Origin of the sequence: Jeotgalibacillus marinus, assembly GCF_040801915.1 — a bacterium.
GTDB lineage: Bacteria > Bacillota > Bacilli > Bacillales > Jeotgalibacillaceae > Jeotgalibacillus > Jeotgalibacillus marinus.
This window is the reverse complement of the sequence record NZ_JBFMIA010000009.1, coordinates 1-16,630: the sequence shown is the minus strand read 5'-3', so window position 1 is coordinate 16,630 and position 16,630 is coordinate 1. Positions and strand designations below refer to the sequence as shown.

At 41.5% G+C, this 16,630-nt stretch carries 18 protein-coding genes; all 18 read left to right on the top strand.

The features are described from left to right. Nucleotides 1–290: 290 nt before the first annotated feature. The 18 genes from argH (at nt 291) to fliT (ending at nt 16,560) form a co-directional block, all read left to right on the top strand. Nucleotides 291–1,796, top strand: a complete 1,506-nt coding sequence (gene argH / locus AB1471_RS10705) for an argininosuccinate lyase (RefSeq protein ID WP_367779760.1) — start codon at nt 291–293, stop codon at nt 1,794–1,796. A gap of 472 nt (nt 1,797–2,268) precedes the next feature. After that, nucleotides 2,269–3,111, top strand: coding sequence for a DegV family protein (locus AB1471_RS10700; protein ID WP_367779759.1), 843 nt, complete (start codon nt 2,269–2,271; stop codon nt 3,109–3,111). Between the two features lie 238 nt (nt 3,112–3,349). Further along, nucleotides 3,350–4,786, top strand: a complete 1,437-nt coding sequence (locus AB1471_RS10695) for an ATP-dependent helicase ComFA (RefSeq protein ID WP_367779758.1) — start codon at nt 3,350–3,352, stop codon at nt 4,784–4,786. Beyond that, nucleotides 4,783–5,472 carry a ComF family protein gene (locus tag AB1471_RS10690; protein ID WP_367779757.1) on the top strand — a complete coding sequence of 230 codons (690 nt, stop codon included), beginning with the start codon at nt 4,783–4,785 and terminating at the stop codon, nt 5,470–5,472. Before AB1471_RS10695 ends, AB1471_RS10690 begins: the two co-directional genes overlap by 4 nt. A gap of 105 nt (nt 5,473–5,577) precedes the next feature. After that, nucleotides 5,578–6,003, top strand: coding sequence for a TIGR03826 family flagellar region protein (locus tag AB1471_RS10685; protein WP_367779756.1), 426 nt, complete (start codon nt 5,578–5,580; stop codon nt 6,001–6,003). Nucleotides 6,004–6,127: 124 nt separating this feature from the next. Then, nucleotides 6,128–6,394 carry a flagellar biosynthesis anti-sigma factor FlgM gene (gene flgM / locus AB1471_RS10680; RefSeq protein ID WP_367779755.1) on the top strand — a complete coding sequence of 89 codons (267 nt, stop codon included), beginning with the start codon at nt 6,128–6,130 and terminating at the stop codon, nt 6,392–6,394. Between the two features lie 24 nt (nt 6,395–6,418). Further along, nucleotides 6,419–6,913, top strand: a complete 495-nt coding sequence (locus tag AB1471_RS10675) for a flagellar protein FlgN (RefSeq protein WP_367779754.1) — start codon at nt 6,419–6,421, stop codon at nt 6,911–6,913. A gap of 21 nt (nt 6,914–6,934) precedes the next feature. Next, nucleotides 6,935–8,515, top strand: coding sequence for a flagellar hook-associated protein FlgK (gene flgK, locus AB1471_RS10670; RefSeq protein WP_367779753.1), 1,581 nt, complete (start codon nt 6,935–6,937; stop codon nt 8,513–8,515). 15 nt (nt 8,516–8,530) lie between these two features. Then, nucleotides 8,531–9,607 carry a flagellar hook-associated protein FlgL gene (gene flgL, locus AB1471_RS10665; RefSeq protein ID WP_367779752.1) on the top strand — a complete coding sequence of 359 codons (1,077 nt, stop codon included), beginning with the start codon at nt 8,531–8,533 and terminating at the stop codon, nt 9,605–9,607. Nucleotides 9,608–9,635: 28 nt separating this feature from the next. Beyond that, nucleotides 9,636–10,214, top strand: coding sequence for a DUF6470 family protein (locus AB1471_RS10660; protein WP_367779751.1), 579 nt, complete (start codon nt 9,636–9,638; stop codon nt 10,212–10,214). Between the two features lie 12 nt (nt 10,215–10,226). Beyond that, entirely contained in the window at nt 10,227–10,691 is a 465-nt protein-coding gene (fliW, locus tag AB1471_RS10655) for a flagellar assembly protein FliW (RefSeq protein WP_437342359.1), read from the top strand. Beyond that, nucleotides 10,672–10,887, top strand: a complete 216-nt coding sequence (gene csrA, locus AB1471_RS10650) for a carbon storage regulator CsrA (RefSeq protein ID WP_367779749.1) — start codon at nt 10,672–10,674, stop codon at nt 10,885–10,887. The genes fliW and csrA overlap by 20 nt, the downstream gene beginning before the upstream one ends. Before the next feature lie 178 nt (nt 10,888–11,065). Continuing rightward, complete coding sequence (locus AB1471_RS10645) at nt 11,066–12,538, top strand: flagellin N-terminal helical domain-containing protein (protein WP_367779748.1); 1,473 nt, start codon at nt 11,066–11,068, stop codon at nt 12,536–12,538. Between the two features lie 90 nt (nt 12,539–12,628). Continuing rightward, on the top strand, nt 12,629–12,901 hold the full coding sequence (locus AB1471_RS10640; protein WP_367779747.1) for a hypothetical protein: 273 nt from the start codon (nt 12,629–12,631) through the stop codon (nt 12,899–12,901). A 196-nt stretch (nt 12,902–13,097) separates the two neighbouring features. After that, entirely contained in the window at nt 13,098–13,472 is a 375-nt protein-coding gene (locus tag AB1471_RS10635) for a flagellar protein FlaG (RefSeq protein ID WP_367779746.1), read from the top strand. A gap of 186 nt (nt 13,473–13,658) precedes the next feature. Next, on the top strand, nt 13,659–15,722 hold the full coding sequence (gene fliD, locus AB1471_RS10630) for a flagellar filament capping protein FliD (RefSeq protein ID WP_367779745.1): 2,064 nt from the start codon (nt 13,659–13,661) through the stop codon (nt 15,720–15,722). Between the two features lie 86 nt (nt 15,723–15,808). Further along, nucleotides 15,809–16,207 (top strand): flagellar export chaperone FliS, encoded by a 399-nt coding sequence (gene fliS, locus AB1471_RS10625; RefSeq protein ID WP_367779744.1) that lies wholly within the window; start codon nt 15,809–15,811, stop codon nt 16,205–16,207. Continuing rightward, complete coding sequence (fliT, locus tag AB1471_RS10620) at nt 16,207–16,560, top strand: flagellar protein FliT (RefSeq protein ID WP_367779743.1); 354 nt, start codon at nt 16,207–16,209, stop codon at nt 16,558–16,560. Before fliS ends, fliT begins: the two co-directional genes overlap by 1 nt. The last annotated feature ends 70 nt before the right edge of the window (nt 16,561–16,630 follow it).

Here is a 16,630-nt window from a genome sequence, read left to right as displayed (position 1 = left end):
CTATTCCAAGGGGTTATGAATATATTAACCTAAACCATTCGGGATCGTTTTGAAACTCAAAACTTATCTGCAACTCTGATCCATCAAATTCCGTCACACCATAACCAATTCCCCACCTGTATATGAAGAACTTCGATATATAGGCATTGAACCAACTCCGGTCCAGAGTGAATCAATACGATATTGATAAGCAGGAATATCAAAAGCTTATTTGACTATTTCACTTTCAATATATTAAAAGGGGCAGTTGCGAACATGACTCCACAATACAAAAACGAGGAGGACATCAAGTGATCGGAAAAAGATCAGAGATATACATAAATACGGTTCTCGAGCCTACATATAATTTCACAAAGGATTATTTTTTCAAATATATAATGGAAATAAATTTGGCTCATGTTCTTATGTTAAAGAAACAAAAAATAATAAAACGGGAAGAAGCAGATACGATTCTTCAAGCGACTTATAAGGTATTAGAGAGAGGATATAATAAAAAATACAATACGAATTTTGAAGATTTATTCTTTATGCTTGAAGACGAACTCTCAAGCGATATTGGTGATCAACTTGTTGGGAATATGCATATTGCTTTTAGTAGAAATGACATGGATACAACCATGTTTCGAATGTACTGGAGAGAAAAAATTGCAAAATGGATCGAGAACATTAATCATTTGCGTTTCGTTATACTTACCCTAGCAAACGAACACAAAAACACAGTCATACCTGCCCACACTCACAATCAACAGGCACAGCCGACAACACTGGCGCACTATTTTCTCGCTGTAGAAAACAATCTACAAAGAGATGTTCAAAGAGGAATATCTCTTTATAATCGGACCAACCTCTGTCCTATGGGAGCGGCCGCTTTGACTACAACTGGATTCAACATTGATCGTCACGACATAAGTAAAAGATTGGGTTTCGATGGACCCATGTCGAACTCCTATGACGCGATTTCTGCTTCTGATTTCATGCTCGAAATGGCAAGCGTTTTATCCATATCACTAAGCACCCTCTCCCGTTTCATTTATGACTTAATGTTTATGTCGACAAATGAAGTGAATACACTCCGCCTTCATGACAAACATGTTCAGACCTCAAGTATCATGCCACAAAAAAGAAACCCTTCAGCCTTAGAACATACTAGAGCTTCAATCAGCAAAGCGATGGCAGAATTACAAAGTACAATCTTACTAGCACACAGTGTTCCTTTAGGGGACATCGTAGACATTGGCGATGACATACAACCTAAATTGCATAATGGTGTACAACATACAGAGGATATACTTTCATTGTTAACAGAAATTCTTCAAGATTGTACATTTAATGAAGAGTTGCTTTGTGATCGAGCGAAAAATGGATTTTCCACTGTGACTGAAATCGCTGACTTGTTAGTACGAAACCATGACGTTCCTTTTCGGACTTCACATGCGATTGTCAGCCAGTTGGTTAAACAACTTTTACAAGAAGATAAAAACCTCTCGCAAGGATCAGCTGAAAGGATCAATCAATTTGCCAAAGACGATTATAATCTTTCTATCTCTTTTTCTGATCAAGAATATCACCAAGCGACTAACCCTATCGATTTTGTTAACGTTCGAGACGTTCTCGGGGGACCCGCACCTGTAGAAATAGAGCGCCAAAGGCAAAAAGCGCTTGAAGACTTATCCATGACAAAGACTTGGCTGGGCACCGTTTTTTCTAAGCTCGAAAGGTATTCTTCAAGATTGGCACAGGACGCTAATGTTGGAACAAATGAAAATCAAAAAAAACATAAGGAGAGCAAAGAATGAAAACAACATTGTTAAATACATGTTTACTTTTATCGATATTGGAATCGTATTTACCGTAATGAAGTAAAAAGAGTATAAGCAGAAAAAATGACTAATCGCGCTCTTCTTGAAAAAGCTAAGCGGATCCCCTGCTCCCCGCTTAGCCTCTATTTTTTATGGAAACAATACACAATAACAAGCATCTCACAACAACTCGAACACACGACATCACAGTGAATACGCAGCGAACAATAAAACCACCAAAATCCATTTATGACGGAGGTGAATCACGCTTTAGAGCGTTAAAGAGTTCTGATCGATTTAACGATCTAAAGCATGCAACACGCCAAAAAACTATCGCTTTCCCACCCCCAATGGTCTAAAATAAAGTTGGATAGTGTAAAGGGGTTTAAGAGGGAATGGCCCCCTTTCATATTGAGTGTAGATCCATATATAAACGTGGACATTAAGATGTGAAGATAGGAATGATAGGATGAAGACAGCAATTGTGACGGATAGTACGGCGTATATACCAAAAAAGATACGTGATGAACTTTCGATAAAAATGATTCCGCTGAGTGTGATTATGGGCGGGAAGATGTACCAGGAGGAAGTGGACCTTACAACGGATGAGTTTTACGAATCAGTCCGTACAGAAAAACAGCTTCCAACCACTTCTCAACCCCCAGTAGGTCAGTTTGCAGCACTTTACGAAGAGCTTTCAGCGGACTATGACGACGTCGTATCGATTCACCTTTCAAGTGAGATTAGCGGCACTTTTGCTGGTGCAGTACAAGCAGGCGACATGGTAGATGCCATCCATGTGCATCCATTTGACTCGGAAATTTCCTGCATGCCTCAAGGAATGTTCGTGCTTGAAGCAGCTGAGATGGCACAGCGAGGCTGTTCAGCTGAAACGATCATTGAACATTTACATACCTTAAAGCAAACAACGCGCGCCTATTTTATGGTGGATAGTCTCAATCATCTTCAACGAGGCGGACGACTTTCCAATGCACAAGTCATCATTGGAAGCTTGCTTCAGGTTAAGCCACTTCTGCATTTTGTTGATAAAAAAATCGAGCCTTTCGAAAAAATTCGCACGCGTAAAAAAGCGATGAAACGAATCGTTGACATGCTTACAGAAGACGCAGCGAAATATGATCATCTTCAAGCCGTCATCATCCATGCCAACCGTGAAGATGATGCGCACGAATGGAAACACGATATCGAGCAGCAATTGCCAAACGTCTCATTCAGCATTAGCCACTTCGGTCCCGTCATCGGAACGCATCTCGGCGAAGGTGCCATGGGTCTTGGCTGGATGAAGCGATAGCGCAATCGGCTTGTTCAGCCCCGACAAGCATAAGGCGCGCTGGCAGGATGGCGCTTTATGCCATCAAGTCAGTGAGACTTATGACCTCGAGGGGCTAGCCGATGGAACTGGATGAAGCGGTAGCGCAATCGGCTTGTTCAGCCCCGACAAGCTAGATGGATAATAAGAGAGCGGCGCCCAGCCGTTCTCATTTTATATCCCCAAAACATACCCTATGTACTTTAAAAGGAGGCGCTTCATGCAAACCGTAGTTACATCACTCAATTGTCCACCCTTCTCAAACGAACTCCGAACTCTTCTAACTGGTAAACAACTACTTCAAGATGAAGTCCTCACTAAATTTCCTCAACAAGTAATTGACACCCATCATCAAAATGGCTATCTAATCTATGAGCCCTCCATCATCATCGAAAAACACACCACTAGATGCATGCGCTGTCACAACACTCAAAACTCACTTTTCGCCAAACACCACTGTGCTCGTTGCCAAAAAATTTGTACGTACTGCCGAAACTGTATCAATATGGGCAAAGCCTCGTCCTGCTCATCCATCGTCAAATGGATGGGACCACAAAAACCACGTTACTCCATACCGACACAGCCCGTTCTAATTTGGACCGGGATACTCTCCAAACCTCAACAACACGCCTCACAAAAACTTGTTCAAGCGATCCAAACAAAAACCTCTACACTCGTCCATGCTGTATGCGGAGCGGGAAAAACCGAAATGCTTTTCGAAGCAATCGCCTACGCTCTCACTAGCCAGCAACGAATCTGTATCGCCACTCCGCGTAGAGACGTCGTCAAAGAACTTTATCCTCGACTCCAACAAGCATTTGCCACCACCAAAATCGAAGCGCTATACGGTGGCAGTGACCAGCGCAACGACGAAGCACAACTGACCATCGCCACTACACACCAGCTTTATCGATATCGCCATGCGTTCGACGTGATGATCATTGACGAAGTAGATGCCTTTCCGTTTTCTGCGGATGACACGCTAATGCAAGCCGCTGAAAACGCACGCACTCCCGACTCCACACGTATTTTCGTCACAGCTACGCCTAACAAAGGCATGATGCAATCGGTTAAAAAGGGGGAGCTTCAATATATCCACATCACCGCACGCTACCACGGTCATCCACTCCCCGAACCCACTACGAAATGGATCGGAAATTGGAAAAAAACGCTCGACCGAAAACGTCTACCCTGTTCCTTTCAAAAATGGCTCGAACCCCGCATTAAAAACCAACGTCCCATTCTCATCTTCATGCCAGACATCGAGTCCATGCACAAGATCGAATCGATTTTACAATCAAAATCCACTACTACTAAACTAGCTTCTGTCCACGCACAAGACCCAGACCGCACACATAAAGTCCAACAAATGCGCAACAGCGAAATCCAACTTCTCCTCACCACAACCATTTTAGAAAGAGGAGTTACCTTTTCAAAAGTAGAAGTGGCAGTATTTGCAGCTGAAAAAACGATCTTCACAGAAAGTGCTCTCGTTCAAATCGCAGGGAGAGCGGGGCGAGACCAACACCACCCTACAGGAGACGTAACGTTCTTCCATTTTGGTCACACAAAAGCGATCATAAAAGCTAGGCAGCACATCCAACGCATGAATCGTGAGGCGAAAAAGGGTGGATGGCTAAAGGGGGACAACCAATGAGTCATTGCATCATTTGCCACGATCCTATGTTTCCTCAATTAAGCTGGCGTGACCTATTCACGCCAAGTATCCCTGAACCGATTTGCGAAAAATGTGCTTCGACACTTCGACCAATCGATCATAACCGCATCTGCACTACTTGCTCGCGCCCACTTGCTGAAAAATCTTACGCCTGTCACGACTGCATCACTTGGTCCAAGCACCCAACTTATAGCACCACACTCGACCAAAATCGCGCACTCTATTCCTACAACGACAGCCTCAAAGCTCTTATTAAACGCTTTAAATACGACCGTGACTACGCAATTGCTAGCTGCTTCTCAAAAAAAATGAACGAAGTCATCAAAATAATGCCAAGCTACGACATCCTCACACCCATTCCACTAAATGAACAACGTCTCCGCGATCGTTCCTTCAACCAATCAGAAGCCCTTTTGATCGAAGCAAACCTCCCCTATGAACTCCTTTTAACAAGAACCGACGACACAACCACGAGACAGGCAAAAAAATCTAAGAGAGACCGCCATACCACAGAAAACCCCTTCGAAACAGCCCACCATCTAGCAACTAAATCCATTCTACTCATAGACGATCTCTACACAACCGGCACAACGATCCGACACGCGGCTTACACATTAAAACAAGCGGGTGCAGCAAAGGTTTCATCTGTGACGGTAGGCAGATAGTGGGGGTCAAGCTGATCCAATGTTCACCTAAAAATCACCAATTCTCCACTCCACCCATCATTCCTTTGTTATATAATGAAAGAAAACGACTGGGGGCTTCACACCATGGTTCAAGTACGAAATTGCCCAACGTGTAATGCCATTTTTAACTTTAATGGTTTGCGAGATGTATGTCCAAGCTGCTTTATGAAGGAAGAAGAGCTGTTTGATAAGGTTTATCAGTTTCTACGTAAGCGTGAAAATCGTGCGGCTACGATCGATCGAATTGAGGAAGTAACAGGTGCTAAAAAATCACTTCTTCATAAATGGGTTCGAAAGCGCCGTCTGCAACCTGCTCAATTTCCAGGTCTCGGTTATCCATGTGACAACTGCGGAACGTTAGTAACCGAAGGAAAGCTATGCGGTACATGTTCTGAAAGCATTAAGTCTGACTTAAAGCGTGATAACAATAACCGTGCCTTCAAAGAAGAGATTGCCGCTCATCAAAAGCAAACGTATTTATCATTCAAAGATGACAAGAATCAAAAATAACAACAAACATAGAGGTGCATGGGACTTTCTTTTTAATTTTCCCATGTACCTTTAACTTTTTAGACAATTGCCGATATAAAAGACAATGAGCAACCTTTAACTAAAGGAAAGCAGGTGAATCCGTATGAAAATCAATCCATTAAGCAATGCAAATGTCAACCCATACAACCGTCAATCAGCGAAGATCGATCAAGCCGAGGGGAAAAAAACGGGTATGGCTGATAAGCTAGAGATTTCTTCTCAAGCAAAAGAAATGCAAGGTAGCGACCGCATTCAGGCGGAGCGCCAAGAAAAGATCGATCAGTTAAAAGTTGATATTGAAAGCGGAACATATAAAGCTGATCCAAAGCAAACGGCTAATGATCTATTGAAACATTTCCGCGGACTTTAATCTTCCATTAAAGGAGAATGATATATGGCAAACGAATTGCTCGAAACACTCGATAAGCTCGTAAAATTACATGAAGGTCTCTTGACAGTTACAGAACGTAAAGCTGTTACCCTGAAAGAAAGGGATACAGACAGCTTGCAGAAACTTCTCAAACAAGAAAAAACCTATATTACGGCGATCAATACGGTTGAACAACAGCGTCAAAAAGAAGCGTGCCAACTTTTTCAAAAAGCCGGCCAATCGATCGACACACCCACACTTGATCAGTGTATGGACGCAGTGTCAGACCCATCGCTAAAAGACAAGCTACAACAAAAAAAGGACGAGCTCCTTATCGTGATTAAGGCACTCTCACAGAAAAATGAACTTAATCAACAGCTCACCTATCAATCTCTGCAATTCGTCAATATGACAATGGAACTGATCATGCCGAAAAAAAATACGATGAACTATTCCAATAAACAAGGTACACCAAACCAAGCTCGACCGAATCGATCAATTTTTGACTCGCGTACGTAACGGACAAACGGAGGGAATACAATGAGTACTTTTTCAGGACTTGAAACAGCCAAACGTGCGATTGCCACACAGCAAAGTGCACTTTATACGACAGGCCATAACATTGCCAACGCTAATACACTAGGCTATTCACGCCAAACGATTGACTTTCAAGCAACAAATGCATTTCCAACTGCTTCTATGAATAGCCCGGTCATTGCTGGTCAAGTAGGAACAGGAGTCGAAGTGGGGTCGATTCAACGTTACCGCGACAGCTTCCTCGACAGTCAATACCGTCAGCAAAGCACGGACCTTGGCTATTGGAGTTCGCAAGCAACAGGCCTTCATCGCATGGAAGAAGTCCTGAACGAACCATCTGACTATGGACTGTCAAATGTTTTGAACCAATTCTGGTCGTCACTAGGAGATCTCGCCACTAATCCTGATGACAATGCCGCACGTAGAGTTGTTCTTGAACGTGGACAAGCTGTAGCAGATACATTTAACTACCTCGATGACCAACTAAACGTTAACAAAAAAAACATAGGTACTCAAATCAACAACACGGAAGTTGAAGTAAATTCGCTCCTTAACCAAATTAACGACTTAAACAGCCAAATTGCCAAAATGGAGGCAAGTGGCTACTTACCAAATGACTTGTACGATCAACGTGACATGTTAGTTGATGATCTATCGGAACACGTAAACATTAAAGTCAGCTACACGAGCAGTGGTGGACTTTCACCTGCATCAGCACAAGGAAAAGTAACGATCGAACTTCTCGACGACCAAAATAAATCAATGGCGTTTCTGGTCAATGGCAGCGTGGATCGTGTAAATCAGATAAAAGTGAATATGGATGACACACAGAGTTACGTGACAAATATTGAAGTTGGAAGAATGAACGAACAAGGTACATTTGTTTCTGAAAAACAATTCACTATGGAGGAATTCACATCAAAAGGATCTTTACTTGGTCATATTTATAACTTTGGCTACACAGAAGATGCGACAGCAACAGAAGTTGAAGTGAAAGGGGCTTACCCTGAGATGATTAGCGAGCTCAATTTGCTTGCATACGAATTTGCTAATGCATTTAATGAGGTGCATAGCCAAGGGTGGAACCTGGAAGATATAAAAAATGGTGAAAAAGGTGAAGAAATCAACTTCTTTGACTTGGATTCAATCTCAGATCCGACGAATGCCGCAAAAAATATTAAACTGTCAAGTGACATAAACGCAGATCGAATCGCAGCAGCTTTACCTGGTGAAGACGGTATCGCTTACGCAGGTAATGGAGACAATGCTCTTTTATTAGCAGATGTGAAGGATATGGAGTTAACTTTTGGTTCTCAAGAATCAAGTGTGATGGACTATTACCAAGGCATGATCGGGAAGATGGGCGTTCAAACGTCTGAAGCCGTTCGTCTTGGCAGTAACAGCGCTATGGTACTAGAATCCATTCAACTAAACAGATCCTCAGTCAGTTCCGTCTCTCTCGATGAAGAAATGGTCAACTTGATCCAATTTCAACAAGCATTTAACGCTGCATCACGGAATATGACCGCAGTTGATGAAATGCTCGATACAATCATAAACGGAATGGGCCTCGTTGGCCGATAAAAAGGAGGGAATTAAATGAGAGTCACCCAATCTATGCTCAGTAGTAGCGCGCTAAACAACTTGAATTCAAGCTACCAACGCATGCAAACATATACAAATCAGCTGACGACCGGTAAAAAAATTACTAAACCCTCGCAAGATCCTGTTGTGGCGATGCAATCGATTAATTACCGTACAGAGGTAGGAGAGATTCGTCAATACCTTGATCGCAACATACCGCAAGTATACAGCTGGATGGACAACACAGATTCATCCCTTGATGAAGTTGGTAAAGTGATGACGCGTATTAGTGAACTAACGATACAAGCAGCCAATGAAACACTTGGTGATAATGAACTTCAAGCGATTGCCAAAGAACTAACTCAGTTGATCGAACATGTTGGAGCAATTGGCAATACACAAGTCAATGGCCAGTACATCTTCAATGGGACAGATACGAGTAATGCACCATTTGATCTTGAAAAAATCAATATTGCGATAGCAGACATGGACCTTCCAAACGAAGAATATTTATTTGTATACGACAGCAAAACGTTTGAGTGGAATGAAGAGGAGGGGGTATTTACTGATGGTACCTCTAACTACGTGTTGATTGATGATCAATTTGTTGACGCAGACACGAGCGAACCGTTACCTGCAGATGAAGTAGTCGTTATGGAGAAATCAGCCCTCCCAACAAACAGTGAAGAAGTTACGATTGAAGTGATGAAGGGGGTTGAAATAGGAGTAAATATCGCAGCTGGTGAAGTGTTCACTGCTGAATTATTTGGCGATCTATACGCACTTACGAATAAATTAAATGCTGGAGAGTCAGGTGAAGAAATATCTCCATTCATTGAAAAAATAGATAACCACATGGATGCCTTCCTTTCACAACGAGCTGAAGTCGGTGCGAAATACAATCGTGTAGAAATGATTGATGCACGTCTCGTTGAACAAGAAGTGATCGCGATAAATGCGATGTCTAATAACGAAGATGTAGATATAGAGCGCGTCATTATGGACTTGCTTTCTGAGGAAACGGTATTAAACGCAACGCTTGCTGTTACTTCAAATATCATACAAACATCGTTGGTTGATTACCTTCGTTAAAATGTAGGTGAAGAAAGAGGTGAATCGAATGATCACATCATCCCTGCGCTATCACATGACAAATGCTGAAATGGGCATTCAATACGATCAACCGACAATGTCGATGAAGCAGCCGAAAGCTGATCTTTCGATTCAACAACCGAAAGCTGAACTCACGATGGATGTTCAGCCCGGTCAACTTTCGATCGATCAAACAGAAGCCTTTGCGGCGATGGATCGTAAAGGTCCATTACGTAGAGCAGATGATTATGTGGCAAATGCGCTAGCGCAATTTTCAAGTAATGTAAAAAAAAGAGCGCAACAAGGCAGACAAATGATGGAAATTGAAAATGGTGGTGGAGCCATTGCGGCCATTGCCAAACAAAATAGCAGGCGGCCCATGAAACAACTTGCACTTGGCTACCTACCGAAAACACCTTTTGATGTGAAAATTGACTATCAGCCATCTCAATTAACCATTGATGTCCAAAAAAACGACCCGATTATTCATTCACAAAGTCATAATCCACAAATTGACATCCCGCAATGGTCTGCAAGTAGCTATATGGCCGTCATGCCAGCGATTGATTTTGAATACATCGGTGAACATGTAAATCTGAATGCTTAAAGGATGAACAGTATGCAAACAAAATACCACGGAACCATTGAACTAGAGGAAAAAAGCATGATTACATTTGAAGAAGGCATCCCTGGATTCCCAGACGCTAAATCATTTGTACTGTTGCCATTACAACAAGATGCAGCCTTCACCGTTCTTCAATCAACAGAAGAACCAACACTGGCGTTCATACTGGTGAATCCATTTGAATTTAAACCTGACTATGAAGTAAACCTGCCAGATAAAGTGGTTGGAAAACTAGCGATTACTGAGCCAGACGAAGTAGCCATCTTCACGATCTTGACCGTGCAATCACCATTCGAAAACACAACAGCGAATCTACAAGCACCCGTTGTGATAAACATTGAAAAACAACAAGCAAAACAACTCATCTTAACTGATTCACCATACACACCTAAACATCATTTATTCAAACAAAGAAACTCTCCGAACAGGAGGGAAAGTAATGCTCGTTCTACGACGTAAGCTCAATGAATCGATCATGATCGGTGACAACATCGAAGTGAAAATTCTTGAAATGGATGGGGACCAAATCAAACTTGGGATCGAAGCACCGACTGACATTGACATTTTTCGGTCAGAATTGTACAAAACGATTCAACAAGAAAACAACCTTGCTGCCACCCAAGAGATTGATTTATCGACACTCTTTAACAAATAACGAACGTTGCACTGTAAAATGTGCAACATTCGTTATTTTTTTTGTAAATAGTATTAAAGGTTTAGGGATTGATCCGATATTACTAGTGTAGCAACAGAAAGCGAGGACGGCCGCCAACCTTTCTGCTTGCCTAGACCACAAGGATGTGGGACTAACAACACTCAAGGAGGAAACAAACATGATTATCAATAATAATATTCCAGCATTAAACACTCACCGTCAAATGGGTATCAACCAAGGCGCAGCTCAAAAGGCAATGGAGAAACTATCTTCAGGTATGCGCATCAACAAAGCTGGTGACGATGCAGCGGGTCTTGCAATCTCTGAAAAAATGCGCGCGCAAGTACGCGGTCTTGACCAAGCATCACGTAACTCACAAGATGGTATTTCACTAATCCAAACAGCTGAAGGTTCACTTGGCGAAACACAAAACATTCTACAACGTATGCGTGAACTAGCAACACAAGCAGCAAACGGTACAAACACAGAATCTGACCGTAACGAGATTCAAAAAGAAATTAACGACCTTACATCAGAAATTAACCGTATTGGTAACACAACTGAGTTTAATACTCAGAAGTTATTGAATGGTGAGAAAGCTGCAGCTGTTGCAGGCGTGATCTCTGTTGACGCAGATGCTATCGCTCAAGGTATTGAAGCTGGTGACAACCTTACTATTGCAGGTACTAACATTGACATTAATCTTACTGATATTAGTGCTAAAGAATTAGCAGCAGCGATAAATGAAGAAGGTATTGAAGGATTTACTGCTTCAGTAAAAGATGGTAATCTAATTATCACTCAAAATGCAGGATTTGAATCTGCAGCAGCTCTTGAAGTAAGAATAGATGGTGTAGAAGTATCTAATGTAGAAACTGCAGGCGTTAAACCAGGGGAGACTATTGCTGGGGAATACAAAATTGACTTGAGTGATGTCAACTTCACTGATAATGGTGAGATTGTAATTGATGGACAAAAATTTGAGATAGTTGGAGGTACTACTGACGAAGCTGCTTTAGCACTTGCTATATTAGCTAATGAGGAACTTAGCGAAAAATATAATATTACAAATAATAATGATGTGCTGACTTTTGAACAAAATTCAGGATTTGAATCGGCAACAGGTCTTGATGTGCAAGGTCAAACTATAGTTGTTGATGAAACTACTGCAGGCGTTAATACACCTGCTTCAGAAGGCTTGAAATTCCAAATCGGTGCTAACGAAAATCAAAGCATGTCTCTTTTTATTAGCGATATGAGAGCAGCTGCACTAGGAATTACTACAGCAGGAACTGAAGATTCAGGTCGTGGAGTAACTGACGGCACGAACAATGATATTACTGAGCAAGCACTTGACGTGTCTACTCATGAAGGTGCGGCGGCAGCCATTACTGCTATTCAAAATGCAATTGACACAGTTTCTGGTGAACGCTCTAAATTAGGTGCAACTCAAAACCGTCTTGAGCACACAATCTCTAACTTGAACAACTCGTCTGAAAACCTATCAGCTGCTGAATCTCGTATTCGTGACGTTGATATGGCGAAAGAAGTAATGGAAATGACGCGTGCAAACATCCTTTCTCAAGCTTCACAAGCAATGCTTGCACAAGCAAACCAAGCACCACAATCCGTTCTTCAACTACTTGGATAATAATTAAAATAAAACAAATGAAAGAGGCTCTGGGAAACTGGAGCCTCTTTATACATAGTTGAAAGATGCAGTTGGGATTATACATAGCAAGTGTTTGTTGGAGAGGGTGTCAAAATGGGTGATGAGCGTGCAGAGCTAGAGCGTCAGTTAACTTGGAGTAAGGAACAGCTACGGATTTTGGATGAGATTGATGTACGTTTGGGTAAGATGCGAGTGATTGCCCAATATGCAGTCGATAACGAAGTGTCTTCGCCTGAAAATGAGCGCTTAAATGAACAGATGGTCATGTTGCAGGAGGAAGTGAATTTGCTGCAGGCATCGGTTGTCCCGTGGGAACAAGCGAAATTACAAGTTAAACATTAGTTTTAACATGGAAAGAGTTAGAATTGATAGTAAATGCTAAGAGCAGCCATGGGGTTGTTCTTTTTTGTTTGGATAAAATTGAATCGATATAAAAGAAATTGTTAAATACATAATAAGTAGTTTATCTTTTCAATTTATTCAAAATCTCTCATAAAAGCCGATATAAAGGAAAATAGATTAGAAGTGGGGGATGGGTATGAAGATTCAAGTGGCGTCGAATGTGTCGATCAATCAAGAGCAGTTAAATAAGAATATACAGGAGAGAGAACCACACGAAGCACGAAATGTGATAGAGGAAATAAATGAAGAGATTGACAAAGCAAAGAAGAGTGACAGTCATTTGAAAACGGCACAGAAAATCCAGCGCCAGGTTGATCACATGAACAAGCTTTTTGAAGTGAATTATACGTCGGTAAAATTCAATGTACATGAAGATACGGAGCGACTAATGATTCGGGTTGTTGACGTTCAAACAGAAGAAATTATTCGGGAAATTCCTTCTGAAGAGTTTTTAGATATGGTGTCGAGAATGGTTGATTATATGGGTTTTATGGTGGATCAAAAAATATAATCGAACAGTCCCCCATTACGGTCGTAACAGCCGTTTTGGTGGGCTGTTTTTTTCAACAAGTATAGTTGGAGTAGAGAGTTGATATATAGTCATGATTGGATTGCTCATTGCGGGTTAAAATTCACATTATGTAACCGATATAAAGTACATCGCGAACGTTCGTAGAAAAGAAAGGGATGATCATGGATGAATGCCATTCGATTTAGCGGGATAGCTTCTGGTTTGGATACGGAGGCGATTATACAAAATTTAATGAGAGTAGAAAGAATGCCTCTTGATCGAATAAAGCAAGACAAACAAGTTTTACAGTGGAAAATGGACAGTTACCGAGCAGTAAATACGCAGCTCTCTACTTTTCGTAGTGATAGTTTGTTAACTATGCGGATGGAAAGTACATTCCTAAGTAAAACGGTTACATCAAGTGATTCTTCAAAAGTGACCGCAACAGCCCTTGCCTCTGTAGGAAACATTTCGTATGTTCTTGATAAAGTAAGTCAGCTGGCGACCTCAGCGACTAATTCTAGCTCAGAACCGATCGGAACAGGAATCGATCTAACAAAAAGTTTGTATTCTCAACGGGATGCATTGGAAGGTATCACGTGGAAATCAACTTCTTGTGGGAATGGTGATGGTGTTTCTGAAACGATAGAGGTTACATCCGCTACATCCACAGCACAGCTGAAGAAATTGACTTCAGGTGGAGAGATTCAGTTTGAGGGACAAGAACCGACAATTGTAGTAACGGATAAAAATGGGACTGAAACAGAGTATGAAGTCGTGACGGATCTCGATGAGTTAGAGGAAGGTGCAGTGTATATTAACCCAACGACTGGTGAAATGACCTTCGGTGACGAACTGAGTGAAGGAAGTACGATTGATGCAAGTTATGATTATATGCAAAATGATACGTTTCGAACAGACGGTACACCAACGGATACGTTGCAGTTGCGTCAGCAAGGAGAAGATAGCTTAGAAACATTAACTGTTCGTGATTACACGGTTTCAGAGGATGGAGAAAGAACTTACTCAAATGAGAGAGAGTTTAAGAGAGTTGACGACATAAACGATCTAGAAGAAGGTAAATTCTTTGTTGATGATGATGGCAAGATTACATTCTATGAAGAACTTCCTGAGAATACGGAAGTGAATGCGCAGTACAGCTATCAGTACGCTGAAGCAAACATGACCATACACCAAGAAGGAGGACCGGTCGAAACGACATTTAAATTTGACGCAGGCACTTCTTTGGAGGATGTAATAAATGAAGTGAATAAATCCGATAGTGGTGTCAGTATGTTTTTTGATGAAGCGACTGGGAAGATTTCTGTTACTCGTACTGAAACAGGTAGTTTTAACGAAGATGGCCGTGAAATGGAATTTGGTGGATTTTTCTCAGAAGCGTTTAAATTAGACTCTCTTAATGAAAAAGGTGGTACGAATGCTGAGTTTACGATAAATGGTTTGGAAACAACAAGGACTTCAAATGAGTTCACCATTGAAGGGATGGATATTTCACTAAAAAGCACTTTTTCTGACCCTGTCACAATACAAGCTTCAAATAATACAGAGGATGCTTTTGACGCCATTGTGCAATTCGTGAATGAGTATAATGCATTAATTGCTGGATTAAATGGTCAGTTACAAGAAGGGGTAAATCGTGACTATAAGCCTTTAACTGATGAACAACGTGCGGAGATGACACAAGAGGAAATTGAAAAGTGGGAAGAGGAAGCAAGGAGTGGTATTCTTCGTAACGATCAATATTTAAGTAGTGTCGTTGAAGGGATGAGAACTGATTTTTATAACGCAGTTAATTCAGACGGCGCATTCAGTCAACTTGCACAAATTGGAATAACAACTACCGCAAACTACTTGGATGGTGGAAAGCTTGAAATTAATGAAGAAAAACTTCGTGAAGCCTTAAAAGACGATCCGGAATCTGTTTATGAATTGTTTACAAGTGATGACGAAGCAGCACCAGGAATAGAAAAAAAGCTGAATGATACCGTTTCAGCTACGATGGAACTTTTAACAAGGCATGCTGGGAGCGGTCTCGGATCAAATAACGATTTTACCATGGGACGTAATTTGGATGCCATAGATAAACAAATTAGTGATTGGGAACGCAGGCTCCAAGTGACAGAAGATCGTCATTGGGCGCAATTTACCGGGTTTGAAGTAGCCATGCAACAACAAAACGACCAGCTAAACTACCTGCTTGCACAATTTGGTATGGCACCACAACAATAATTAAGAGACAATGAAGTAACAAATCAGCACCGAGGGGGACTGTCCCCTTTTTGTGCGTGAACATGAAAAAGGGAGCGATTCACACGATGGCAGCGAATCCGTATGCAAAGTATCAAAGTAATTCAGTAACTACCGCGACCCCAGCTGAACTAACGATGATGCTCTATAATGGCAGCTTGAAATTTATGAAACAAGCGAAAGTTGCGATGGGAGAAAAGAATATAGAAGAGAGAAATCGTCTAATCGGTCGTGCTCAAGCGATTGTGCATGAACTTATGGTCAAACTCGATATGAACGTGGAAGTATCGAAAAATCTTATGCAACTTTACGATTACACGAATCGTAAACTCATTGATGCAAATATAAAAAATGATCATTCGGCACTTGAAGAAGCTGAAACGATGATGACAGAGCTCCGTGATACTTGGAAGGAAGCCATGCAACTGAATCGACAAAAACAATTTGCACAAGGTGGACAAGCGTAATGTCTAGATTCGACAAACTACTAGCATTACATCGGTCTATGCTCCTTTTTATCCGAAACGAAGCAAAAAAGGTTGAACGCGAAGTCATTATTGAACGTATTAATGACTTTCATAAAGAAAGAAAGCCGTTGATCGATCAAGTGTCACCACCAAAGACGGATGAAGAGCGTACTGTAGTCAATCAAATCATCCAATTCAATGACATCATCACCCGCTTCATCAAACAATCATTTGACGAAGTAAAAAAAGACATCCAGATTAACAACAAAAAGAAAAAGCACAACCAAAGCTACAGCGATCCTTATGGACAGCAGCGTGGGATAGGTGGAGCTTTTTATGATAAGAAGAAATAAGACAACCGCCTGAGCTGAACTGCACCCCAAATTTTAGACACAGTCTAGAATTTGGAGGTGCTTTTCTTTT

Bases quoted from the DNA above. Each gene is read 5' to 3' on its own strand.
- AB1471_RS10700 (WP_367779759.1), top strand. From the start codon at position 2,269: ATGAAGACAGCAATTGTGACGGATAGTACGGCGTATATACCAAAAAAG.
- AB1471_RS10695 (WP_367779758.1), top strand. From the start codon at position 3,350: ATGCAAACCGTAGTTACATCACTCAATTGTCCACCCTTCTCAAACGAA.
- AB1471_RS10690 (WP_367779757.1), top strand. From the start codon at position 4,783: ATGAGTCATTGCATCATTTGCCACGATCCTATGTTTCCTCAATTAAGC.
- AB1471_RS10685 (WP_367779756.1), top strand. From the start codon at position 5,578: ATGGTTCAAGTACGAAATTGCCCAACGTGTAATGCCATTTTTAACTTT.
- flgM (WP_367779755.1), top strand. From the start codon at position 6,128: ATGAAAATCAATCCATTAAGCAATGCAAATGTCAACCCATACAACCGT.
- AB1471_RS10675 (WP_367779754.1), top strand. From the start codon at position 6,419: ATGGCAAACGAATTGCTCGAAACACTCGATAAGCTCGTAAAATTACAT.
- flgK (WP_367779753.1), top strand. From the start codon at position 6,935: ATGAGTACTTTTTCAGGACTTGAAACAGCCAAACGTGCGATTGCCACA.
- flgL (WP_367779752.1), top strand. From the start codon at position 8,531: ATGAGAGTCACCCAATCTATGCTCAGTAGTAGCGCGCTAAACAACTTG.
- AB1471_RS10660 (WP_367779751.1), top strand. From the start codon at position 9,636: ATGATCACATCATCCCTGCGCTATCACATGACAAATGCTGAAATGGGC.
- fliW (WP_437342359.1), top strand. From the start codon at position 10,227: ATGCAAACAAAATACCACGGAACCATTGAACTAGAGGAAAAAAGCATG.
- csrA (WP_367779749.1), top strand. From the start codon at position 10,672: ATGCTCGTTCTACGACGTAAGCTCAATGAATCGATCATGATCGGTGAC.
- AB1471_RS10645 (WP_367779748.1), top strand. From the start codon at position 11,066: ATGATTATCAATAATAATATTCCAGCATTAAACACTCACCGTCAAATG.
- AB1471_RS10635 (WP_367779746.1), top strand. From the start codon at position 13,098: ATGAAGATTCAAGTGGCGTCGAATGTGTCGATCAATCAAGAGCAGTTA.
- fliD (WP_367779745.1), top strand. From the start codon at position 13,659: ATGAATGCCATTCGATTTAGCGGGATAGCTTCTGGTTTGGATACGGAG.
- fliS (WP_367779744.1), top strand. From the start codon at position 15,809: ATGGCAGCGAATCCGTATGCAAAGTATCAAAGTAATTCAGTAACTACC.
- fliT (WP_367779743.1), top strand. From the start codon at position 16,207: ATGTCTAGATTCGACAAACTACTAGCATTACATCGGTCTATGCTCCTT.